This is a genomic window from Undibacterium sp. TJN19 (assembly GCF_049339485.1).
Lineage (GTDB): Bacteria > Pseudomonadota > Gammaproteobacteria > Burkholderiales > Burkholderiaceae_D > Undibacterium.
The window spans coordinates 401,797-423,356 of record NZ_JBMPPL010000001.1 but is presented as its reverse complement, the minus strand read 5'-3'; the positions used below and the strand labels follow the sequence as shown (position 1 = coordinate 423,356).

Below are 21,560 nucleotides of genomic sequence, written 5' to 3'. Positions count from 1 at the left end.
CCTTACCCTAAGGCAACAAGTCTCTCAAAACAATTGCCCCTGAACTCCTCGCCTTGGCGAAACAAGGAAAAGCGCAGTTGATCGCTGATGACGACCCTGTTTGTTTGGCAGAGGCTTACACCATTCATGGGCAATGTGCAAATCGAAAAAATGGAGCGTGATATCGATGGTTGGCCGAGTGCGATCACGCGGCGGGTGTTGAATTGAACGATTTGATTGCCAATATCCCGCTGGCACTGGCTGCCTTGCATGCGGCAGCGGCCCTGTGGCATGCGCTGGTGAAAAAAGATGGGGTGTTGCGCCGCATGTTGCCGGGCAATGGTGATGGGCGGGGTTGAAGGGTTGCGCAGTTGTGCCGGTACGTAACCCAGGCTACCCACGGGCTGACCTGTGGCGCTGGTTCAAGTGAACTCGCTGCATCTGGTAGGCAGATTTTTACGCTGGCGCAGCCGTACCTGAATATCTTGAAGCTAGATTATGATCGATCGATCACACCAACGGCAGGCGGCAGGCGATGTCGTTGCGCATGGCCAGTGTCAGTTGTTCGCGGGCGCGGTATTCGCTGCGTTTATTCGTCGGGCGCTCGGACAGGGGTTTGTCTTGTGTTACCAGCGGCAGACGGTAATTGCCATTGGCTTGTGCCACGCCACCAGCGGCCACCCACAGGGCATCATATTCGGCACGGATGTTTTTCTTGAATTTATAACGCCAGGCCTGGTAGATATGGTTTTTCTTGGCGATGCATTCAATGGCAGCGCAATTGATCTCTCTGGCGATGCAGCGTAGCGCATCGATCAGCAGCAGGCGTGGCTGTATGCCATGCAGGCCCTTGGTGGATTCGCGTATCAGATCACGGCCACCCTGGTTGCAGGCTTGCACGCCACCGACGCGCAACACGGTCTGGCCATTTTCGCGGTCAAAAGAAAAGGTCATGCATTGCAACAGCTTGCCCTGCAAAAACAGGCCCAGTGTCATGCCGCCTTCACGTTTGAAGGAACTGCCCCAGAACAGGGCCAGGCTGTATTCTTCATGGTTCTTGCCGCTGACAGTGGCAATTTCATAGGGTTTGCCGCTGGCCAGGTCTTGCGCCAGTTTGGTACCCAGCAACATGCCGGACAGGCGGAAATGATTGCTCAGCAACTTCAGGCGTGCGCCGCAAGCGATGGTGTGATCAAAAAACGGGCGGTGTATGGCATCAAGCAGGCTGGCATCGCCATGCACGGCTTTTTGCAGATACGTCTGGTGCAGGCATTTGAACCAGGTCAGGCTGGTCGCTGGTTGCAACAGGCTGCGCAGCACGAATACACATTTACTCTTGAAGCTGCTATTGGTGTCCGCAAACCGCGTGCCCATTGCCCAGGCCATGCTGGCAAACGCAGAACCACCTTGCACGCTTCTTGCTGAAGGTGCTTCCTTGCTTCTGTTGCTTGCTATTTCCAGCTCTACCCAGTTCAGAATATCCACGATGGCACCATTGTTTCATATTGTGCTCGATTGTAACTTAATGTTTCCAGCTTGTATGTCTTTGATTTGTTTCGGAATTGTGGAAAATTGTGTCAATTTTGTAGTCAAATTGTCACCTATTCAAAAGATGTTGTCGTTTGTTTACGAATTTTTGAAGCAGAAGAACGAAGAAAGGCTTGCGAGTGCCGGTTTTTTGTCAATTTGATAGCTATGTCGACGCGAAGGCCGATTGCGTTTTGCCGCTAGAGTTTTGCTTCTATTGAGCGTATTTGCGTAGTGTCAGCAAGATTTTTCGTAGCCGACGAACGCCACTGGGCACCCGCCTGCGCAGGCGCGACGATTGAAGGGCAGGTACTGCGCATTAAAGGGCAGAGGTGTGCTTAGTGTGCCGATTGTGTTTAGTACGATCCTGCATCTCTAACCGCGGCCTCAGCAAGCGTATGCCAGCCGGGCTTATTCCAGCACCTACACCGGCATATTCAAAAACAACTCTTCCACCTTCGCGCGCGCCCATGGTGTTTTGCGCAAAAATTTCAAACTGGATTTGATACTGGGGTCGCTGGTGAAGCAGTTGATGTCTATCATTTGCCCCAGTTTCTCCCAGCCATAATGGGCTTGCAGCTGTACCAGTATTGTTTCCAGGGTCATGCCATGCAGGCTGCGGGGAAGGGTGGGTGTATTCATTGTTGGTCTTCGGTGAGGCTGGGTGATGACGCCATCATAGCAGGATGCTGCCGTCAACTGCATACCAACAGGCTGGAGGTCATCGCGCGGCGGGTGTGAAGCTATCGCTTCGCCATATCCGTTATAACCGCATTACCGGGCATTACGTGGTTTCATAATGCCGTATCTCCAGCAAATGCTTGTTCGGGTCAAAAAAATACACGGCCTTGCCTATGCCCATGCCTCCCAATGCGGCTTCGTCGCCCGGCCCCTGCATGTTGCCGACCGTATCAAACCGGTCGCCATAGGCGATGCCAGCGGCCTTGATGCGGGCAAAGGCGGCGTCGAATTCTGCCCTGGACATGGCAAAGGCCAGGTGTTCGCCCCCTGTCGTGCCCCAGGCGGCCATTTGGATGACGAAGGCAGGTGTGACCCGCAGCATGGAAAACGGCCCCTGATCACCTTCTTTTTCGTGGCTTAGCCCGAGTATGTGGGTGTAGAAAGCAAGGCTGGTGTCGCGTTCGTTGACTGCCAGGATGAGGTGATCAAGTTCAATTGCCATGGCTATCCTCTGTCATTGTGGGCATGGTTGCTGACCTGTCCATACTAGGGCCGGATGCTACCAGCCGCAAGTGTAGGCAAGGCCTTTTTCAGCGTCCCGCCTTGCCGTCAATTACAGTTTGTCGTCACCGTATTGCCCAGGCGGTTCGATGTGCATGTCACAGGTGGGCGCAACAGCGGTGGGGCCTGTTGCACTTGCTGGGGCTGGCTGAACATTTGCAGCATCTGCATGGTTCTGTTGAAGTCGGCCTCTTTTTGCAACTGGCGCGCTTGTGCCTGTTGCTGGCGCATCTGCGCTTCGAGCATATCCTGCTGGCGGCGGGCTTCTTGCTGCCTTTGCAGTTCGGCTTCGCGCTGTTGCTGGTTCTGTGCTTCGGCATAACGTCGTTGTGCTTCTGCTTCCTGCCTTTGTTTGGCTTCGGCCATTTCTCTTGCCTGCCCGGCGGCGATGATGGCACTGATTTTCTGGCTGAATTCCAGGTCCAGTCTGGCGCGCGCCTTTGCCAGGTCGCCATAGCTGAATTTGCCGCTGTAGAGGTCAGCAAAGGCGGACCTTAAATCCAGCCGGTAGGCATTCATTGCCTGCATGGTTTCGGCGGACAGTTTGCGCTTATGCGTTTCGGCCTGCATGTCAACGCATCTTTCCCACTCGGCTACGATATAGGACAGCGCAGTTTTTTCCTTTGCAGTGGGTTTGGCGGTATTGGCCAGAAGCTCCATCGGCGCGGGTTTGCGCGTGTCCAGCATGATCTTGCCGGACAATGATTTTGCCCTGGGGTCGTCATACAGTTTGTCCAGGCAGGCCAGCGATTCTTTCTTGCTTTGCTCATCCTGGGCGTCGAGGTCTTTTCCCTGCTGTTGTGCCAGGGCCTGCTGTTTGTTGATATCGATTTCTGTGTCCAGGTGCTTTCTGACGGTTTCTTTCAGGCCGGGGTGCGCGGCATACAAATTGGACAGGGAGGCGATGGCCTTCGCATCTTTTTGCGCCGCCGCTTTTTCATACCAGAACGCCGCGCGCACATCATCTTTTTTGATATCGACATAGAACCAGGCGAGATTGGACTGCGCCTTCACATTGCCCTGCTGGGCAGATTTGTAATACCAGAATTCTGCCGCATCATAATTGGCCGGCCCAAAGCGGCCCCGCTCATTGAAATAAGCGATATTGAACTGGGCAACCGCATTGCCCTGGTCAGCCAGCTTGCGGTACATTTCAAGACCCGCCAGATTATCACCGCGCGCCAATGCGGCAGCTGCTTCTTCCACCGTTTGCGCGAGGGATGGTATGCCTGCCATCAGCAGGGCGGCAGAAAGGCAGATTTGCAGAGTCTTTTTCATTTTCGTTTTGATCAATGCGGTGAAGTGGCAGGCTGTTATCTTGGCAGGCCAGGGTGCATGAAAATCTGCCCTGGACAAAATTGTTCCTAAGATATCATGGGCACAATAGTGTGTACATATGCATGCGCGCCAAACGAGAGACGATGACGACAAGGCTTAACAAGGCTTAACAAGGTTTGGCAGGGCTGTGCATCGCGGCCTGCCTATGGCTCGACTGCGGGTTTTGTTATGCAAATTCAAAATGACAAATTGGCCATAGTTACCTATACTCGATTGCGGCAGGCTGGTATTTGAAGAGCATTGCCCATGTGCATTGAAGCCCACTGTTGATCGCAGCGAAAAGGAATCGCCATGCCCACGCCCATCCCCATCCCGATGAATAACGGCTTCACCCTCAACATCAATGATCCTGGCAATCTGCTGGGGGCGAATGTCGCGGCTTTAATCACGGATGTGAATTACGTTATCGGCGTGCTGTCCAAATACATCGTCTTTTCCAAGCCACTCGATTTACAAATCAACTTTGCACCTGCTTCGCAAAATGCGGCCAATACCGATGGCTTGTTGCCATCCAATCCCACCTGGTCATTAGTACCCGGCCATACCATGCTGGTGCCGGTGCTGAAAAACCAGACCGGGGTCGATGCCAATGGGGCGGTCGCCGATGCCGGTTTCACCGTCTATGCAGGCAATGACGGCAGCCTGAAAAATTATGGCACGCCGCTTTGGTTTGACCCTAACCCGCAAATCGGCGTGACACCCACCTTGCCGGTGGGCACCGCTGATTTTATTGGCATTGCCATGCATGAACTGGTGCATTGCCTGGGCTTTGCGTCCTGGTCGGCTGTCAATGCCCCTTGGAACCAGTTGACCAAACAGGTGAATGGCGCCTGGTATTATTCCAGCCCCACCATCGATCAGGTATTGGGTGGCGATTTGCCGCTGGCACCGACGACCCTGACTGGTGCCAACGACCACTACGGCAACACCACCATCACCTATCAGCCAGTCAGGTCGGGCCTCATGTACCAATGGGGTAATTACGACAGCAACCGCCTCGATATAGGCCAGCTTGACCTGCTGATCCTGCGCGATGCAGGCTGGACCATACAAAACTACCAGAGCCTGCCACTGGTCGATACGCTGGATAAAAACAATATCATTGGTACGTCTGGCAATGACGTGCTTACACCTGTTCAGACATCCAGCATCGTTGCTGCCGGCGAAGGCGACGACACAATCATGCTGCCCAAAAATATCGGCAATGGCAATTACCTGCTTGATGGCGGGTTGGGCAATGACACCGTCGTGGTCACCCGCTATCTGGCTGATTCCAATCTCGTCAAATACGGCACGGACACCCTGCTGCAAAACAAGACAGGCATCGATGGCGTTTCCCTGTTACGTTCGATAGAGACCGTCATCTTTGCCGAAGCCACCGTCACGATCAGCCCCCTGAATGCCGACTTGCTGATCGCTGCCAGCGTTGCCAATGCCAGCCTGCACGGCGGTGCCGGTAACGACACCCTCATAGGCTTTGCCGGTAACAGCAACAGCGCCGTCACGTATGCCAGTGCATCAAAAAATTATGGGCTGGTGGTGAATGGTGCCTCCATCAAAGTCCAAGACCACAGGGGGATTGACGGTAACGACACCCTCAAAAACATCCAAAAAATACAGTTCAACGACCGTGATATCGACACCTCCTGGTTCATCAAGGCAGCCACCTTGCCAACAGCCAGCCTGGTTGACCTGACCGAAATGTACATCGCCTATTTCAATCGCGCACCTGACGCTGTCGGTCTCGACTATTGGTCCAGCCGCATGGTAGACGGCATGAGCCTGCAACAGATCGCCAACAGTTTTTTTGTCCAGCCAGAAACCGTGGCTGCTTACCCTGAAAGCCAGAACATCAATGATTTTGTGAATGCCGTCTACCACAACGTATTAAACCGCAGCCCCGACGCCGTAGGGCTGAAATACTGGACAAACGAATTGCAAACCGGCTCAGTGACCAAATCGCTGTTTATTCTCGACGTGATCTACGGCACCCGCGCCGTCACCGGTTCCGCTGCCGATGCCCTGGCACTTGCCAACAAAGAACTGGTCGGCGTCCACTTTGCCATCAACCAGGGGCTGACCGACACCACCTGGGCAAAAACAGTAATGAGCGCTGTAGATGGCAGCACCGCCAGCGTCACCGCCGCCAACCAGCTAACTGATACCTACGCCGCCACCGCTGCCACACTGGCCGGTACGCAACTGGTCATACAACTGACTGGCGTGGCTGCATGAAGGGGAAATGCCAGGCCATACTGGCGGTGTTTTGCAGATCGTCAATGTCGAACAAAGCGCGCTGTAACTACTTCACCGCCTGATTTGCACCACCCCAGCCTATCATGTAGTATCTGTGCCAGTCGACCGCTCAGGTGAGCTGGTTATTTCAGCAGGTAACAGCAGCTATCCCCAGGGGGCAATATGAAACGTGTTGTTGGCATCGGTGGCGTGTTCTTTAAAGCACAGGATCCTGAAAAACTGCGCGAGTGGTACCGGGATCATCTGGGCTTCAATCTTGACGACTGGGGCGGCGCGATATTTCAACCGACTGGCGACCCTGGCTCCACCGAAAGGGAAAAAACGGTCTGGTCTTTGTTCCCAAGCGATTCGAACTATTTTGCGCCGAGCACACAAGCCTTCATGATCAATTATCGCGTTGATGATTTGCATGCCTTGCTGGCTGCGTTGCGCGAAGAAGGCTGTACCGTTGACGACAAGGTCGATGAGTCGGAATATGGCAAATTTGGCTGGGTCATGGACCCCGAAGGTAACCGCGTCGAATTGTGGGAACCACCAGCAAGCTGATTTTTTTTACCTGATAAGTCATGACAGGGCTTTGGGGCGCTGCTTGAACAGCCGCCCAAAGCCCTGAGCGTTTCATTGATGCTTGACGGCTGTCATTTTCACTGTCTCGCCGCTGCCGTGACCCTGGCATTTCCCTCACGCAGGAAAATGCTTTCCTTGCCGCAGGCAAGCCCCGTCCTATACCGCAAGCTTGACCATCTCGGCATACAAATCCGCCTTGCCTTCAAAACCGATGCCAAGTAATTCAGGCAGCATGATATGGCCCTTATCCACCTTCACCCCATCGGGGAAACCGCCATAGGGCTGGAACAGGTCAGGGTAGGACTCGTTACCGCCCAGGCCAAGGCCCGCGGCGATATTGAGCGACATCTGGTGGCCGCCATGCGGTATGCAGCGCTTGGCTGACCAGCCATGCTGGCGCAGCATGTCAAGCGTGCGCAGGTATTCCACCAGGCCATAGCTGAGCGCGCAATCAAACTGCAACCAGTCACGGTCGGCGCGCATGCCGCCATAGCGTATCAGGTTGCGTGCATCCTGCATCGAGAACAGGTCTTCGCCAGTGGCCATCGGCTTGTCATAATAATTGCGCAGCGTGGCCTGCAATTCAAAATCCAGCGGGTCGCCCGGTTCTTCATACCAGAACAAATCATATTGCGACAAGGCCTTGGCATACTGGATGGCCGTGTCGAGATCAAAGCGGCCATTGGCATCCACCGCCAGCTTTTGTCCGTCACCCAGCACGCTGAGGATAGAATCGATGCGGCGCAGGTCTTCATCCAGTGAAGCGCCGCCTATCTTTTTCTTGACCACGGTATAACCCCGGTCAATATAGCTGCGCATTTCATCCTTGAGCTTGTCATGGCTTTGACCGGGGTAATAATAACCACCGGCTGCATACACAAAAATATGGCGGTCAGGCACGCCATTGCCATAGCGATCTGCCAGCAGTTGAAACAGGGGCTGGCCAGCGATCTTGGCAACGGCATCCCACACCGCCATGTCTATCGTGCCTATCGCCACTGAGCGTTCACCATGGCCGCCGGGCTTTTCATTGGTAAACATGCAGTTCCAGATCTTGTGCGGGTCGAGGTTGCTGCCACTGTCATCAAGCAGGTTGTCTGGTGCAGCTTCCAGCACGCGCGGGATGAAGCGTTCACGCATGAGCTTGCCCTGGCCATAACGCCCGTTGGAGTTGAAACCATAGCCGATGACGGGTTTGCCATTGCGTATCACGTCAGTGACAACGGCCACCAGGCTCAGCGTCATCTTGCTGAAATCGATATAGGCATTGCGTATGGGGGAACTGATAGGCACCGTTTTTTCGCGGATGTCGACAATTTTCATGGCATGGCTTCCTGGGTAAGGTAGAAGTTAAGTGATCCGCATAAGCAGCGTGGCTGGCACATGAAACAAGCTTACCCTGCATTGATCTTGTTATAATTCACCCCTATGAAAACCATTCTTAACTTAAAGTGAAGAATGAAATGAAGATTGAAATTGCACCCGAACTGGCGTTTTTTGCACTGCTGGCCAAGCTGGGCAGCCTGTCTGCCGTGGCACGTGAACTGGGCATCACACCGCCTGCCGTCACCAAACGCCTGATGCTGATGGAGCAGCGCCTGGGCGTGCGCCTGGTCAACCGCACTACACGCCGCCTGAGCCTGACGACGGAAGGCGAAACCTATCTCGCGCATGCGACGCAAATACTGGGCAGCATCCGCGATATGGAAGAATCAGTTTCCAGCAGCCGCGCCACGCCCAAGGGCCTGCTGCGCGTCAATGCCACGCCGGGTTTCGGCCGCACCCACATTGCCCCGCTGGTATCGCGCTTTGCGCATACCTACCCCGATATCGAAGTGCAACTGCAACTGACTGACCGCCCGATTGGCCTGGTTGAAGATGCCTATGACCTGGCCGTGCGCTTTGGCGAGCTGCCCGACACCCGCCTGGGTGCGCGCAAACTCATGAGCAACCGCCGTTACCTGTGCGCCTCACCTGCGTATCTGAAAAAAGCCGGGCAACCGCTCACCCCGGCAGACCTGCACCAGCACCGCTGCATCCTGCACCGCCAGAATGATGATGTCTACGGCACCTGGCGTTTGCAAAAGGGCCGCAAGGTCGAGCTGGTCAAAGTGCGCGGTGCAGTATCGAGCAATGATGGCGATGTGGTGCTGAATTGGGCACTTGATGGCCACGGCATCTTGCAGCGTTCAGAATGGGATGTGGAAAAATACCTGCAAAGCGGCAGGCTGCAACAGGTGCTGCCCGGCTACACCCTGCCATCTGCCGACCTGTATGCATATTACCTGAGCCGCCGCCAGCAGCCTGCCAGGGTCAGGGCGTTTATTGATTTCCTGGTGGCGACACTGAAGTAATAGTCACGCCACCATGCCTTATTGATGTTGAGATAAATTACAATAAGGACGATAACGAAACAGCCCAGAGAATCGTAGCGGCTGCACCAACCGAACCAACCGAAAGCAAACATGCACCTGAAAAAATTCGCCTTGATATCCACCTTGCTGTTATCCCTTGCACCCTTTGCCCTGCACGCACAAGAAGCCAAAGAGGTCAAGGAAACTGCCGACACGAAAGAAAGCAAAGAAGCCGAAGAACCAAAAGCGCAGGAAGTCAAAGCACCAAAAGAGCTTGTCCTCAACAAGCAGCAACTGGAAGGCTATAGCAAGTCCTATAAAACCCCTGAAGTGGCCTGCCTGCGTAAATTTCTGAACACCTATGCGGATGCGCGTAAAAAAATCAGCCCGGCAGAAGAGAAGGCCGCGGCTGTGCTGGATGGCATGAAGATCGATAAAACGGTATTGAAAGGCAAGTTCATGGTCTATCAATATGCCAACATCATCGGCGGTGGCAAAGGCGTCTCCATCGTTTCGCAAGACCACCCTGAAGTGATACTGGATTTCTGGGTCTACAAAATCGACGATAAAGCCTGCGAAGTGCGCGACCTGCTGGTGCAGCCAGACAACCGCAATATCGAGAACTTCAAGATCATGTACCGCAATTATCTGCATCACAAGACGCTGTTTATGTGATGGTGCGGGTTTGCGTTTTGCCTGCCTGCGAAAGCGCGATTTATTGCTGATGACTTGACCGCCTAACTAGCAAGACGGTGCAATTCATTGCACCCTACGCGATGCGGCGCTTTGTAGGGTGCGATCAATCGCACCGTTTTGGGGTTCAAATGGCGGCAATGATGCTGGTCAATCAAGTGCACTATCATCGCTACGGAACTTTACGCAAATTGAAATAAAATCAAATTTGGCGCAGTTAGTGAGAATGACTAACAGCTACTGGCCGATTGTGGTGTATCAGGCTAAAGTACAAGCTTGCCAATGGATTAATTTAATGTCAATTTTTGGATTGCTATGCGGCATGACCGCATGCCAACCAGCATCAGTAACATAGTACCAGTAAAAAATGAATCTACATTTTCCCGTTTGACCGCTAGAAATTATTCTGAAATGAACATACAAAAATACATAGTTTGCATTCTTATAGCCTTGAGTATGACTCTGTTCGACACTGTCGCTCATTCGGCGGAGCCCATTCAAAAAAGCAAGCCATTTTTCATAGTGACGTCCAGGCAAATGAATGGTCACGCAACAAACGAAAACCTTAACGACTTTCTAAATATGAAAGTTGAAGAATTTGCAGGTGAATTTCATGAAATTTTGTCCTTGCATGGAATGCAATCCGAAATAATGAAGGTAGAAAAGGGACAAAATCCGACCACGATGCTCGTGGCCAAATTGAAAAATACAGCTGACCAGTTTGCTTACGTCTGCCAGGTCTATTGGAAAGTAGATGAGAAGCAGGATGTCAATATCGCAGCACTCTTCTTGCCTGCTAGTTACCAAAATGGCACATTGAAATTTGACGGTGGTGGCGACCAACGCTTCGTTGAACGTCGCTTCTTCCTGTTCAGTAAAGGAGTCATTACTGAATCCAGAATTTCAGATTATGCAATGAGCTTTTACGACGACCTTAAGCTGGAGGATACACCAAAGGTAGCGCAATAATTTTTCGTTCGGGTTGGTTGCGCTAATTATGTGCGCCGACAAATTCAAGCGTGTTCAGTCCGTCTATAGAATTTAGCCAAGCGCTGACGTCAGGCGCCAAGTCGTACAAGACACAGTGATGGGCATGATGAGCGCTGTTCCGGCATTATTTCATCCAGGGCGGGAAGGGCGTTCACACTCGTCAACGGTCTGGTTCAAATTTTTTCTGCTTGACCACGTCAAATGAAACTACTGACCGCTCTTCTGGCCTATATGCTTTGCTGCAACGCGGCCGCTCACGACACGCTGGAAGCGCGTCTGGAACAACTGCGCGAGGACAGTCACACTGTTGGCATGAGCGTCGCCCTTATCGAACGCGGTAAGCCCACCCACGTCATCAACCTGGGTCTTGCCGATGCGGCGCGCAAGTTGCCAGTGACGGACCAGACGCGCTTTCGCACCGCGTCGATGGGCAAGATGTTCACGACGCTGGCAGTCATGCGCCTGGTCGAAGACGGCAAGCTCGCGCTGAGTACACCCTTGCATCAGCTTGCACCGGAAGTCGAATTCAGCAATCCCTATGAAGCCACGGCGCCTGTGCGCATTGCCCACCTGATGGAACACACCACAGGCTGGGACGATATCCATTTTGTAGAATATGCCTACGACAATAGCAGGGAAGTGCCGCTCGCTGAGACTCTGGCCTTTCATCCGCATTCACGTACTTCGCGCTGGGTGCCTGGCACACGGACGGCGTATTCAAATGCCGGCGCGGCGGTGGCGGGGTATGTGGCGCAAAAAGTCAGCGGCATGCTGTTTGAGGACTGGGTCAGGCAAAGCGTGTTCACACCCTTGGGCATGGCCTCTGCCAGCTACTTCGAAGACACGCAGCTCGGTGCCATCGGCCACACGAAGGATGGCAAGGCACGGCCGTTCATACATATTCTGTTTCGCCCCTGTGGCTCAGGCATATCCACCAGCAGCGACATGGCACGACTGGTACGCATGTTTCTTGAAAACGGCGATGGCATTTTCAAGCCTGAGACCATTGCGCGCATGGAATCAAGTCCGGGCATGGGTTTGCAGCTTGACGGCTACAAGGGCTACGCCCTGTTTGGTCACGGCGGCGACATTGGCGGCTTCCACGCGCTGGTACAGTATTCGCATGAACTGGGTGTCGGCATGGTCGTGATGACCAACAGCGATAGCAATGTGCGTTTCAAGGTTCGTGACCTGGTGTTTGATCAATGGATCAAGACGCCCAAGCCACCCTATCTACAGTCGCCAGTTGACGCGCATACATGGGAAGATGTGGATGGCTTGTATGTGCCGGATAACCCGCGTATAGCCCTGGTCAGGTTTCTCTTACCCTTTCAGGCCGTGCGCTTGCAAGACAGAGATGGTTTTGTGGAACGCACAGCCTTTACCGGGACATGGTCTGACAAGCTTCTCAAAAGCGGCATCTATCTGATCGATCCCTCGACTGGTCTTGCCAATGGCCTTCGTGCGCAAGACCCTCTTGCGGGCGATGTGGTGGTACTGGGCACAAACCACTACCGGCGCATCTCTGTCCTGCAAGTGGGCGCGATGTACGCCGTCTTGCTTGGCCTGGTCGCATGCACGCTAGGCGGGCTCGTGTTTGCTTTGGTGTGGGTGCCGCGCCGGGTGTGGGGCCAACTGCAAGGCGGGCCAGCCTTCCGTCTGCGCGTCTGGCCCTTGCTGGCCAGCCTGGTGTTCATCGCGACTGGTATTACGCCGCCCATGTTGAAGGTGGAAGAATCCGCGCTCGGCAGCATGACGCCAGCATCCCTGTCTTGGTGCATAGGCTCGCTGCTGTATGGCCTGCTTGTGCTATGGAGCGCATGGGCAGTGTGGCGTCAGCGCGGTGTGCCCGGCAATTGGGTAGCTTATTGGTATAGTGTTTTGTTTACGGTACTGCACTTGTGTGCAGCGGCTTATCTGGCCTGGTTTGGCATCATCCCTTTACGGACCTGGGCTTGAATTTTTTCACATCTTCTCAAAGTTCCGGGTGAATACGGTAAGCAAGCGATCTCCCGCTTTGGGTCGGAAGCCGCAAGCCAGTTCAGGTCATGAGAAACCAGGCATGCTGACAGCCTTGCACATCGCTGATAATGCCCTTGCGAATAATCTCTGACCTGAATCAACTGCCATCAAAACGTGCCTTTAAGCTGGTACGGCGCAGTAATCCATTCATAGCCTGCTGATGAGCCGCCTATGTGGCCCAGGCCGGGGAAGGAAATATGGGCGCTGCCAACCAGGTAGCCTTTGCTGGCGGCGAGTTGTAACAGGTATTCGCGTGATTTGACTGCGGCGGCTGCATCAAAGTCATAGGCGATGGTGATGGCGGGGTTTTTGAATTGCGCATTGCCGGCATGGATGAGGTCACCCCACAACAGCAATTGCTTGCCCTGGCTGGCGATCAGGTAGGCGGTGTGGCCGGGTGTGTGGCCATAGGCGGGGACGCTGCTGATGCCTGGGAACAGCTCCTGCGCACCGTTGAAGGTTTTCAGGCGGCCTGCATCGGCATAGGGGTTGACGGTGGCGCGTGATTGCGTAAACGTCAGCTGTTTTGCGGCAGGTGCTGCGTCAGCCTGGGCCTGGCTCAGCCAGTAGCTGGCATCTTTTTGATCGACATACACATCAGCATTCGGGAAAACGCGTTTGCCACCGATGCTCAGGCCGCCTGAATGGTCGCCGTGGATGTGCGTGAGCAAGACCGCATCAACCTGTTCCGGCTGGTAGCCAGCAGCGCGCAGGTTGCCAACCAGTCTGTTACTGCTGCCGCCACCAAACAGTTCACCCGCGCCGGTATCAACCAGCACCAGTTTGCTGCCGGTGTTGATGAGGTAGGTATTGATCGACAGTTCGACGGGCAGTTCTTCATGGCTGTGCGCGTAGGCGGCACGGACTTCTTCTGGCTTGCTCATGATTTCATCGACATGGCGTGTGGCGGTGCCGTCAGAGAGGACGGTGACTTCAAAACCGCCCAGCATCATGCGGTAAAAACCGGGGGCCTGGAATGTTGCCATTGGCACGGGTGTCCGGGCTGGTGGATTGGCTTGTGTATTTGCTGGTTTATTCGCTGGCGTACTGATCTGTGCCTGGCCGCTGGTTGACAGGGCAATCGTGCTTGCGACGGCGCCTGCGAGCAGGATGACGGCTTTACTGATCTGGTGTGCGCGCATTGTCAATTTGCTGTTCATGAGAAACCCCTTTGCGTTTTTTGTTGGAAGGGCTTCAGTATAGGGAAAAATTATGTTCAAATAATCACTGAATGATTTACTATATTATGTAGTCAAGCTAATTAATGTTGTTCGTGCTTGTTTATGCTTGTTCATATTTATCAAGACTTTTATCCATGCGTGCAAATGAATTTGCAGAATTCAGGGCTTTTGTGGCGATTGCAGAGCGGCAAAGCTTTGCGAAGGCGGCAGCGTTTCTGGAAGTGACGCCTTCGGCCCTGAGCCAGACCATGCGGCAACTGGAAACCCGGCTTAATGTTCGGCTCTTGCACCGCACGACGCGCAGCGTGTCGGTGACGCAGGCAGGGCAGCAATTGCTTGATCATTTGCGGCCCGTGCTGGAAGGGCTGGACAATGCGGTGGAAGCCATCAATGATTTTCGTGAGACGCCATCGGGCACAGTGCGCCTGACCGCGCCGCGGGTGGCGACAGAATTAATGCTGGCACCCAGGCTGGCAGAGTTTCGCCTGGCGTTTCCGCAAATCACTCTGGATATTTCGGTGGAAGACAAGATCGTCGACCTGGCCAAGGGGCGTTTCGATGCGGGCATACGCCAGGGTGAATTGCTGGCGCAGGACATGATCGCCATGCGCATAGGCCCTGACCGCCGTTTTGTCTGTGTTGCGTCAAAAAACTATATCGCCAAAAACGGCATGCCGCATAGCCCACGTGATTTGCAAAAACATGAATGCATACGCATCAAGCGCCCCACGACCGAGGTGCATTTGCCCTGGTCTTTCATGGACAAAGGCCAGGCGCTGGAAATTGCCGTGAGCGGCCATCTCATCGTCAACGACGCCAGCCTTGCCCTGGCGGCGGCATTGGGCGGCGCAGGCATCAGCGCCCTGGCAGAAGACCATGCGCGGCCTTATCTGCAAAGTGGCCGCCTGCTCGAAGTGTTGCCAGATTTTGCAACGACACGCGCCGGTTTTCATTTGTATTATTCAAGCCGCCGCCATATGACAGCGGCCTTGCAGGCCTTGATTTCGTTTTTGCGTGTGGCCTGAGAGCGGTTCAGATCATGCACGCATGCAAACCATGCTTGGCGAAACTTCACCCTCTCCCTTTTAAGGAAGAGGGGATGAAGCATTACTTTTGCCAGGAAAATGATGCATAGCATCAGCGCACCGGCACACCGGTGATCAGGCTTTCACATCCCCCGGGTTTTGATAAATCACGGGCAGGAATGACAGGCCGTAATCCAGGTAATGCTGCCTTGCCTGCATGACACGGCCAAGCGTGGCGTGCAGCGCACCGGTGCTGAATAGCTTCAATACTTCGTGTGCAAGTTCAGTAGCGGACTTGTCTGCACGAACACCGATCAGGCTGGAATGATAAGGCGGCATGATACGGGCGGCGGCGATGGCATCGTCGCCTTTGAAAATATCAATATGAATCACCGGGCCATGCTCGAAAGGGATGGCATGCGCAACCAGGCGCACCGGCTCTGAATTGATGTGATGAAAAATTTCAGCCTGTTTATGTTGATCTGTCAGTTCGCTATAGCCTGTTGAACTGGCAGGAATGTCGCGCAATGACACTGCCCCTGTCTTTTTCGCAGAGACCGGCGAAGCTGACTGGTGATGCAGGATGCGCAATATGCAGAGCTTATCGCCCTCCAGCGCATATACCATCACATACCCCTTACGGATGAGTGCTTCATGGGTTTTGTTCATGCGGCCAGGTTGATAGACAGCCGTGCTGGCCAGCAATTGCTCTGCGCAGTGTTCAATGGCTTCATCCAGTTCAAGGGCAGCCTGCGGCTGGTCTTGCGCCAGGTCGTTGATGAGACTTTCGCGGTCAGCCAGGGCCTGTTGTTTCCATACCAGCTTCATGCTTTGCTGCCCGCCATACGTTGACGCAAGGCTGCGCGTTTGTCTGCAAATTGCTGTTTCACTTTGTCATTGGACAGCGCAGGTGCCGTATCGTCCAGCGCGACCTGGGTCTGTTCACGAACCCATTTGTCGTAGGCCGCTGCCTCATGCGCGCGGCGCATGCGCTCGGAGGTATCTGCGCGGGTTTTGAGATTGTCTGCCAATTCACTGTGCGCGCTGGCGTCAAGCAAATCAATACGGGTGATTTGCAATTCTGACTTCAGGTATTCCACACAGCGGTCAAGCGAACGCCATACGCGCGGCTGGTCGGTTCTTTGTGCGCACAAGGGGTGTTCCGTGGCACCAAACCTGAGCAGGATATGCCAGCCGCCAGTCTGCCCGATAATCGACGCGCCTTCAATGGCAGATGTAGTGACAAGACGTTTTGCCAGGGCAGTATCCAGAATGTGCTGGTTCATGGGCTGTCTTTTTTTATATGGAAGCGCTTATTATGTATATTATCTAATAAAAATACAATCATTATTAGATAAATATGTATTAAATGATGGTTTTTGACTAACAAGGACGTTTAAACGGGGGACTCAATCGCACGGGCTTTTTTGGAGGTAACTTAGGGGCGCAGTCACAGCTTGCGAAAATCCATCCGGCTGCAACGGACCAGCGTAACGCCGCTGGGATGCTGACCATCATCGACGCCGTTGCGGGTAATCGTCACGGTGTAGTGTGGTGCGGCGTGGCGTGGTGTGGCATACACAATCCGCTGATTTTTTCACTGCTCCCGATTTTGCTCAATCGCCTTCAACAGGTTGCCTGGCTCTGCCAGTTTGACAGCCAGTTTTTGCGCTGCATCGGTTGATTGGGCAGACATGGTCGTCAGGATGGTATCGCGATTTGCTTTGGCAGTTTTGGTATTGGAACTGGCGGCCAGCGTGTACAGTGCGCAGGCGACGACCTTGTTTTGTGCTACCTCGATTCCTTTTTCGTACATTTTTCCCATGGCTAACTGGGCGTTGCCATTTCCCTGCACGGCCGCTGCACGATACCAGTTCAAGGCAGAAGAAAGACTTTTGGGCACGCCTATGCCGTTGGCATTAAACTCACCCATATAAAATTGCGAAGTGGCGTCGCCCTGTTCTGCTGCTTTGCGAAACCAGAAAACAGCTTTTGCATAGTCCTGCGGTGTGGCATCGCCCTTCTCATACATGACTGCCAGATAGAATTGTGCCAGTGCCTGGCCTTGTTCTGCTGCTTTGCTGTACCACTCAAAGGCTTGTCGACGATCTTCTTTTATGCCTTTGCCGGTGTAGTACATAAACGCCAGGTTGAGCTGGCCTTCTGCATCTCCCTGCATTGCCCCTTTGCGAAACCACGCCACTGCTTGTGCATCGTCTTTAGGAACGCCCGCGCCAGAAAAGTAGATGTTGCCCAAATGTACCTGGGATTCAGCGTCGCCAAGTTCAGCGGCCTTGCGGAACCAGATGAGTGCCTGCGGGGAATTTTTCGGAACACCCTCCCCAAGCTCGTTCATGATACCAAGTTGGTATTGTGCCACGGGCAAATTCTGCTCGGCTGCCTTGCTGAGCCAACTCAATGCCTGGTTATAATCTTTTGTTACCCCTAATCCCCGATAGTAAAACGCACCAAGGCTGAACTGGGATATGGCCTCGCCCTGCTCGGCGGCTTTGCGATACCACATTGCAGCTTCGGCATAATCTTGGTTCACCCCCAGGGCGTGGTGATATAGAATAGCCACTTTGTATTGTGCCCTGCGATCACCTTTTTCAGCCAATGGCTTCCATTCTCTCAGCGCTGTTGCATAGTCTTGTTTGTCTGCGGCAATCAGGCCTGCTTCATAATCGGCATAAGCGTGCGATGTGAGGATTGCACTGGATAGCAAAAGTAAGGAAATTATTTTACGCATGAGAGATCGGCAATGGATGGGCGGAGATTGATTGTAAATGAAAAACATACCTGGCGGCAGGGGGCGTGTCATTGTCTGCATTGCGTATGCCGACGCTGGCTGCTGCCTGAGCAATACGCTATGGGGCAATTCGGCATGGGCAATTCAGGAGTGCAATTTTGGGATGCAAATCAGGGCCGCAACCACAGCTTGCGAAAATCCATCCAGCCGCAGCGGGCCAGCGTGACGCCGCCCAGTTGCGGGCCATAGTCTATGCCGTGGCGGGTGTGGCGCATGGGCAGTATCCAGCCTTGTTCAACCATGCGGGCGAAGCAGGTTTCGATAAGGGTGGCACGTTTGCCAGCATCTGCTTCGGCAGCAATTTTTGCACTGGCCTTTGCCAGCCAGGTGCGCGCTGTTTTGTCCATCATCTGGTTGACCAGTGACTCACCGGCCAGCCAGCTGTAGAGGCCAAATTCCATATCATTGTCGAGCACGTCACCGGCAATCACCACGTCTGCCCAGTGCCGCCAGTTGTAGGGGCCAAATTCGGGGAAGGGCAGAATGTGCAGTGTGACATCTGCCCCCGCCTCGCGCAGCCTGGCAGCTACGCAATGGGTGAGGGCGATATGGCTGTCGAGTTCATACGTTACCACGTCGAGGTGGGTTGGCAACGCGGGTGCTGTCGTCGCCGTTTGCTCAGGCAAGTGCTGCCATTGCGGCAGCATGCCAAAAGCCATGGGGCGGGTTTCTCTGGCGGCCAGTTCAGCCGCAGCGGGGCGCAGCCAGGCACCGACTGCCAAACGTGCCGCAGGGGTAGAAAATTCTGCGCGTGCCGGGTTCAGCATGACGAGGTCGCAGCCTTGTTCAAGCGCACGTATCTGCGACCAGCTATCGGCGGGGGCGAACACTTTTTCAGGCGAGGCATGTGCCAGGTGCAGATCCACTTCGGGCAAAGGGCTGCTGTGCGGCACTACCCATAAATCGATTTCATCAAGCAGGGCGCGTTCGCGAAAGTAAGCATCAAACGCTGCCAGCGTGGCGCGGTGTTCATTATTGCGCAACAGCCGGAAAGGCCCGGCACCAATAGGCAGCGCGGCAAAATCTGCGCGTCTGGCATCCTCCACAGGCACGATCACGGCGGCATGGTGCGCCAGCAGATGCAGCAGCAGATGATCAGGCTTGTTCAGTTGCAGCTTCACGCTGCGCTCAGCCCCGCTGATGCCGGCCAGGTGGGCAAACATGGCCCGATAGGGGCCATCTGTATCACGGGCACGTTGCAGGGTGTAGACCACGTCCTCGGCACGCACGGGGCGGCCATCGTGGAATTGCAGGCCGGGGCGCAGGATGAATTCCCAGCGACGGCCATCGGCACTGGCATCCCATCGATGCGCCAGCGCCGGAATGATCTGCTCACTGGCGCGGTCATACTCTGTCAGCCCAGTGCAGAGTTGCATGATGATGTGTTGCTCAGTGCGGCGGTTGATGTGGATGGGGTCCAGCGCATGCAGCGGGCGGTAGAAGGGCATGCGCAAGCTGCCGGCGCGGCCACCGCCAAGGTAGCCAGGCAGCGATTGCTTCAGGCGTTCACGCCCGGCACTGGGCAAGCCATCAAAGGCAGCTTCGAGTTTGCCATCTGCCAGCAGGTGATGCAGTCTTTGCAGGCGCAGGTTGTCATGGTCTTGCAACAAGCGCAGGCGTGAGCGGTGGCCACGCCCGTTGCCGGGCTGCCAGTCTATCCAGCCCTGTTCTTGCATGCGCCTGAGCAGCAGGCGCGCATTGCGCTCGCTACAGCACAGGGCCGCAGCGATCTGCGTCAGGTCAGGCGCATGGGCACCGGGGTGCCACTCGGCCAGGCGCTGGAAGTGATCAAGCAGTCGCATCTGGGTATCGCAATAAAGGCGGAAAGAAATATCAGATTCTATCCGTTTTTGTGTTTCCGCCTTTGATATACGCTAGTGGACTGTAACAGTAGGAAACGGAAGTGAAGGACTTGTGCCCGGCGCATCAGGGCAAGACGCAAAGCACAGCGATAGCGGGACTATCGCGAGCATTTGTAACGCAGCCATGATCGGCGCGCACATGGCAGGCACTTCGTTTCCTATTGTTACAGTTCACTAAAACATTCTTCAACCTTGCTTGATATTCTTTATGTCCACACCCTCGCTTTGGCAACACGCCGGATTCCGCCGCCTGTACGCATCGACCATCAGTTTTTCGCTGGGCACGCAAATCTACCAACTGGCCATGCCGCTGATACTTTACCAGTTGACCCGCTCAGCCGGCGTCATGACGGGCATGCGCGCCATTGAATTGCTGCCCAATCTGCTGCTGGCGATGTTCATCGGTGTCTGGGTTGACCGCATAGACCGGGGCCGCTGGGCACGCTTTGCGCTGGTCGGTATCGTCGTGCTGACCGGCATGCAGGCAGTGCTGCTGGACCATGGTGCAAGGGCCTTGTCCTTTTTCTTCATCACCGCCTTTCTGCTGATGACCCTGCATTATCTGTATGCGATCTGCCGCATGGGTATGCTGAAAGAAATGCTGCCCGAGCAATTGCTGCTGCCCGCCACCGGCCAACTGACAGTGTTAAACCAGGTGTTCAGCATCCTTGGCCCGGCGCTGGCCGGTGCGGTGATTGCCATACGCATGGACTTGGGCCTGTGGCTGCCCATGGCAGCCATGCTGCTGGCGGCATGGCTGCTCAGGGATTTACAACTGCCAGTGCGCAAGCCGGATGCAGACGGTTTCTGGAATGAATGGCGCGATGGCTGGCGCGTGCTGGTCGCCAACAAACCGCTATGGCATATGGCCTGGCTGGTGGTCGTCATCAATGGCAGCGCGGGCGTGGTGGATGTACTCTTCCTGTTCCGCGCACGTGACCAGTTGCAACTGGGCGCGGCTGAGGTGGGCCTCATGTATGGCGTGGCAGGCATAGGCGGCGTCATCGGCGGCCTGGTCGCCAGCCGCCTGCGCCAGCGCTTTGGCCTGGGCCGCCTGCTAGCACTGGAACTGGGTGTGGAAGCCTGTTCCATGCTCCTGCTGGCCTGGGGCAACAGCATCCCCTTGCTGCTGCTGGCACTGGGCATCAACAGCTTTTGCACCGTCATCGGCAATGTCTGCATCTGGGGCTATCGCCAGGAAAGCACAGACAGCCGCTACATAGGCCGCATATCCGGCCTCACCGGTTCGCTGTTCAAACTGCTGATGCCGGTCAGCCTGGTGCTGTCAGGCGCACTGGTTGGCGATTTGCCGTTGGCCTGGATATTGACAGCCTGCGCACTCACACATTTTTTGCTAGTGGTGGGTACGCGGGTGTCGGCGGTGTATGGGGTGGAGTAGGGGATGTCATCGCAGCATTGAGCGCGACGTGCATCTTCCATGCCGCTGCTAGCGGTAAGAGCGTAGGTACGATTAGTGCAACGTAATCGTACGCATGTTTGGCAGCAACTCGCCATGTTGCTTGATAATCACAGGAATTTTATGTGACTTAATCAAGCATGCATCTTACCCATGTTGAGATAATAAGTGGTGGCCACGAAACTTGCCAGTGATGCTTGGTCATTTGCGGCATAGCATGCGTACGATTACGTTGCACTAATCGTACCTACGGGGGCTTACCAAAACCTCCATCAGATTTTGCAAAATTTGCAGATCG

At 54.6% G+C, this 21,560-nt stretch carries 19 protein-coding genes; 9 read left to right on the top strand and 10 right to left on the bottom strand.

Annotated elements, in window-relative coordinates:
* Positions 1–203 precede the first annotated feature (203 nt).
* Entirely contained in the window at positions 204–338 is a 135-nt protein-coding gene (locus tag ACO0LH_RS01945) for a hypothetical protein (RefSeq protein WP_422939359.1), read from the top strand.
* Between the two features lie 151 nt (positions 339–489).
* Here ACO0LH_RS01945 and ACO0LH_RS01940 read toward each other — a convergent pair whose 3' ends face one another.
* The 4 genes from ACO0LH_RS01940 to ACO0LH_RS01925 all read right to left on the bottom strand — a co-directional run bounded on the left by ACO0LH_RS01940 (position 490) and on the right by ACO0LH_RS01925 (position 4,026).
* The gene (locus ACO0LH_RS01940) at positions 490–1,464 is read right to left on the bottom strand and encodes a VirK/YbjX family protein (RefSeq protein ID WP_422939358.1); all 975 of its coding nucleotides are present in this window, start codon (positions 1,462–1,464) and stop codon (positions 490–492) included.
* 465 nt (positions 1,465–1,929) lie between these two features.
* Positions 1,930–2,148 carry a VF530 family DNA-binding protein gene (locus ACO0LH_RS01935; RefSeq protein ID WP_422939357.1) on the bottom strand — a complete coding sequence of 73 codons (219 nt, stop codon included), beginning with the start codon at positions 2,146–2,148 and terminating at the stop codon, positions 1,930–1,932.
* A 142-nt stretch (positions 2,149–2,290) separates the two neighbouring features.
* Positions 2,291–2,689 (bottom strand): VOC family protein, encoded by a 399-nt coding sequence (locus ACO0LH_RS01930; RefSeq protein WP_422939356.1) that lies wholly within the window; start codon positions 2,687–2,689, stop codon positions 2,291–2,293.
* A 107-nt stretch (positions 2,690–2,796) separates the two neighbouring features.
* Complete coding sequence (locus tag ACO0LH_RS01925; RefSeq protein WP_422939355.1) at positions 2,797–4,026, bottom strand: tetratricopeptide repeat protein; 1,230 nt, start codon at positions 4,024–4,026, stop codon at positions 2,797–2,799.
* A 351-nt stretch (positions 4,027–4,377) separates the two neighbouring features.
* Here ACO0LH_RS01925 and ACO0LH_RS01920 point away from each other — a divergent pair, with 351 nt between their 5' ends.
* Both ACO0LH_RS01920 and ACO0LH_RS01915 read left to right on the top strand, forming a co-directional pair.
* Positions 4,378–6,321: a DUF4214 domain-containing protein gene (locus tag ACO0LH_RS01920; RefSeq protein ID WP_422939354.1), complete on the top strand. Its 1,944-nt coding sequence runs from the start codon at positions 4,378–4,380 to the stop codon at positions 6,319–6,321.
* A gap of 183 nt (positions 6,322–6,504) precedes the next feature.
* Entirely contained in the window at positions 6,505–6,888 is a 384-nt protein-coding gene (locus tag ACO0LH_RS01915) for a VOC family protein (RefSeq protein WP_422939353.1), read from the top strand.
* A gap of 177 nt (positions 6,889–7,065) precedes the next feature.
* Here ACO0LH_RS01915 and ACO0LH_RS01910 read toward each other — a convergent pair whose 3' ends face one another.
* Positions 7,066–8,232, bottom strand: a complete 1,167-nt coding sequence (locus tag ACO0LH_RS01910; protein WP_422939352.1) for a mandelate racemase/muconate lactonizing enzyme family protein — start codon at positions 8,230–8,232, stop codon at positions 7,066–7,068.
* Between the two features lie 140 nt (positions 8,233–8,372).
* Between ACO0LH_RS01910 and ACO0LH_RS01905 the strand changes: the two genes are divergently transcribed.
* The 4 genes from ACO0LH_RS01905 (at position 8,373) to ACO0LH_RS01890 (ending at position 12,905) form a co-directional block, all read left to right on the top strand.
* Positions 8,373–9,263: a LysR family transcriptional regulator gene (locus ACO0LH_RS01905; RefSeq protein WP_422939351.1), complete on the top strand. Its 891-nt coding sequence runs from the start codon at positions 8,373–8,375 to the stop codon at positions 9,261–9,263.
* 111 nt (positions 9,264–9,374) lie between these two features.
* Positions 9,375–9,938 carry a hypothetical protein gene (locus tag ACO0LH_RS01900; protein ID WP_422939350.1) on the top strand — a complete coding sequence of 188 codons (564 nt, stop codon included), beginning with the start codon at positions 9,375–9,377 and terminating at the stop codon, positions 9,936–9,938.
* A 348-nt stretch (positions 9,939–10,286) separates the two neighbouring features.
* Positions 10,287–10,925 (top strand): hypothetical protein, encoded by a 639-nt coding sequence (locus ACO0LH_RS01895; RefSeq protein ID WP_422939349.1) that lies wholly within the window; start codon positions 10,287–10,289, stop codon positions 10,923–10,925.
* Positions 10,926–11,147: 222 nt separating this feature from the next.
* Complete coding sequence (locus ACO0LH_RS01890) at positions 11,148–12,905, top strand: serine hydrolase domain-containing protein (RefSeq protein WP_422939348.1); 1,758 nt, start codon at positions 11,148–11,150, stop codon at positions 12,903–12,905.
* Between the two features lie 170 nt (positions 12,906–13,075).
* On the opposite strand, the gene ACO0LH_RS01885 is transcribed toward ACO0LH_RS01890, so the two are convergent.
* Positions 13,076–14,128, bottom strand: a complete 1,053-nt coding sequence (locus ACO0LH_RS01885; protein WP_422939347.1) for an MBL fold metallo-hydrolase — start codon at positions 14,126–14,128, stop codon at positions 13,076–13,078.
* Between the two features lie 155 nt (positions 14,129–14,283).
* Here ACO0LH_RS01885 and ACO0LH_RS01880 point away from each other — a divergent pair, with 155 nt between their 5' ends.
* Positions 14,284–15,174, top strand: a complete 891-nt coding sequence (locus ACO0LH_RS01880; RefSeq protein ID WP_422939346.1) for a LysR substrate-binding domain-containing protein — start codon at positions 14,284–14,286, stop codon at positions 15,172–15,174.
* A gap of 135 nt (positions 15,175–15,309) precedes the next feature.
* On the opposite strand, the gene ACO0LH_RS01875 is transcribed toward ACO0LH_RS01880, so the two are convergent.
* The 4 genes from ACO0LH_RS01875 to ACO0LH_RS01860 all read right to left on the bottom strand — a co-directional run bounded on the left by ACO0LH_RS01875 (position 15,310) and on the right by ACO0LH_RS01860 (position 19,785).
* Positions 15,310–16,002, bottom strand: coding sequence for a type II toxin-antitoxin system RelE/ParE family toxin (locus ACO0LH_RS01875; RefSeq protein WP_422939345.1), 693 nt, complete (start codon positions 16,000–16,002; stop codon positions 15,310–15,312).
* A complete protein-coding gene (locus ACO0LH_RS01870; protein ID WP_422939344.1) occupies positions 15,999–16,460 on the bottom strand; it encodes a hypothetical protein in 462 nt (153 codons plus the stop codon). The genes ACO0LH_RS01875 and ACO0LH_RS01870 overlap by 4 nt, the downstream gene beginning before the upstream one ends.
* 311 nt (positions 16,461–16,771) lie before the next feature.
* Positions 16,772–17,923: an SEL1-like repeat protein gene (locus ACO0LH_RS01865; RefSeq protein WP_422939343.1), complete on the bottom strand. Its 1,152-nt coding sequence runs from the start codon at positions 17,921–17,923 to the stop codon at positions 16,772–16,774.
* A gap of 170 nt (positions 17,924–18,093) precedes the next feature.
* Positions 18,094–19,785, bottom strand: a complete 1,692-nt coding sequence (locus tag ACO0LH_RS01860) for an ABC transporter substrate-binding protein (RefSeq protein ID WP_422939342.1) — start codon at positions 19,783–19,785, stop codon at positions 18,094–18,096.
* Positions 19,786–20,053: 268 nt separating this feature from the next.
* Between ACO0LH_RS01860 and ACO0LH_RS01855 the strand changes: the two genes are divergently transcribed.
* Positions 20,054–21,244 carry an MFS transporter gene (locus tag ACO0LH_RS01855; protein WP_422939341.1) on the top strand — a complete coding sequence of 397 codons (1,191 nt, stop codon included), beginning with the start codon at positions 20,054–20,056 and terminating at the stop codon, positions 21,242–21,244.
* The last annotated feature ends 316 nt before the right edge of the window (positions 21,245–21,560 follow it).

Excerpts from the sequence above, each read along its gene's own strand:
- ACO0LH_RS01935 (WP_422939357.1), bottom strand. The coding sequence starts at position 2,148 with ATGAATACACCCACCCTTCCCCGCAGCCTGCATGGCATGACCCTGGAA.
- ACO0LH_RS01930 (WP_422939356.1), bottom strand. The coding sequence starts at position 2,689 with ATGGCAATTGAACTTGATCACCTCATCCTGGCAGTCAACGAACGCGAC.
- ACO0LH_RS01925 (WP_422939355.1), bottom strand. The coding sequence starts at position 4,026 with ATGAAAAAGACTCTGCAAATCTGCCTTTCTGCCGCCCTGCTGATGGCA.
- ACO0LH_RS01920 (WP_422939354.1), top strand. The coding sequence starts at position 4,378 with ATGCCCACGCCCATCCCCATCCCGATGAATAACGGCTTCACCCTCAAC.
- ACO0LH_RS01915 (WP_422939353.1), top strand. The coding sequence starts at position 6,505 with ATGAAACGTGTTGTTGGCATCGGTGGCGTGTTCTTTAAAGCACAGGAT.
- ACO0LH_RS01910 (WP_422939352.1), bottom strand. The coding sequence starts at position 8,232 with ATGAAAATTGTCGACATCCGCGAAAAAACGGTGCCTATCAGTTCCCCC.
- ACO0LH_RS01905 (WP_422939351.1), top strand. The coding sequence starts at position 8,373 with ATGAAGATTGAAATTGCACCCGAACTGGCGTTTTTTGCACTGCTGGCC.
- ACO0LH_RS01900 (WP_422939350.1), top strand. The coding sequence starts at position 9,375 with ATGCACCTGAAAAAATTCGCCTTGATATCCACCTTGCTGTTATCCCTT.
- ACO0LH_RS01895 (WP_422939349.1), top strand. The coding sequence starts at position 10,287 with ATGCCAACCAGCATCAGTAACATAGTACCAGTAAAAAATGAATCTACA.
- ACO0LH_RS01890 (WP_422939348.1), top strand. The coding sequence starts at position 11,148 with ATGAAACTACTGACCGCTCTTCTGGCCTATATGCTTTGCTGCAACGCG.
- ACO0LH_RS01885 (WP_422939347.1), bottom strand. The coding sequence starts at position 14,128 with ATGAACAGCAAATTGACAATGCGCGCACACCAGATCAGTAAAGCCGTC.
- ACO0LH_RS01880 (WP_422939346.1), top strand. The coding sequence starts at position 14,284 with ATGCGTGCAAATGAATTTGCAGAATTCAGGGCTTTTGTGGCGATTGCA.
- ACO0LH_RS01875 (WP_422939345.1), bottom strand. The coding sequence starts at position 16,002 with ATGAAGCTGGTATGGAAACAACAGGCCCTGGCTGACCGCGAAAGTCTC.
- ACO0LH_RS01870 (WP_422939344.1), bottom strand. The coding sequence starts at position 16,460 with ATGAACCAGCACATTCTGGATACTGCCCTGGCAAAACGTCTTGTCACT.
- ACO0LH_RS01865 (WP_422939343.1), bottom strand. The coding sequence starts at position 17,923 with ATGCGTAAAATAATTTCCTTACTTTTGCTATCCAGTGCAATCCTCACA.
- ACO0LH_RS01860 (WP_422939342.1), bottom strand. The coding sequence starts at position 19,785 with ATGCGACTGCTTGATCACTTCCAGCGCCTGGCCGAGTGGCACCCCGGT.
- ACO0LH_RS01855 (WP_422939341.1), top strand. The coding sequence starts at position 20,054 with ATGTCCACACCCTCGCTTTGGCAACACGCCGGATTCCGCCGCCTGTAC.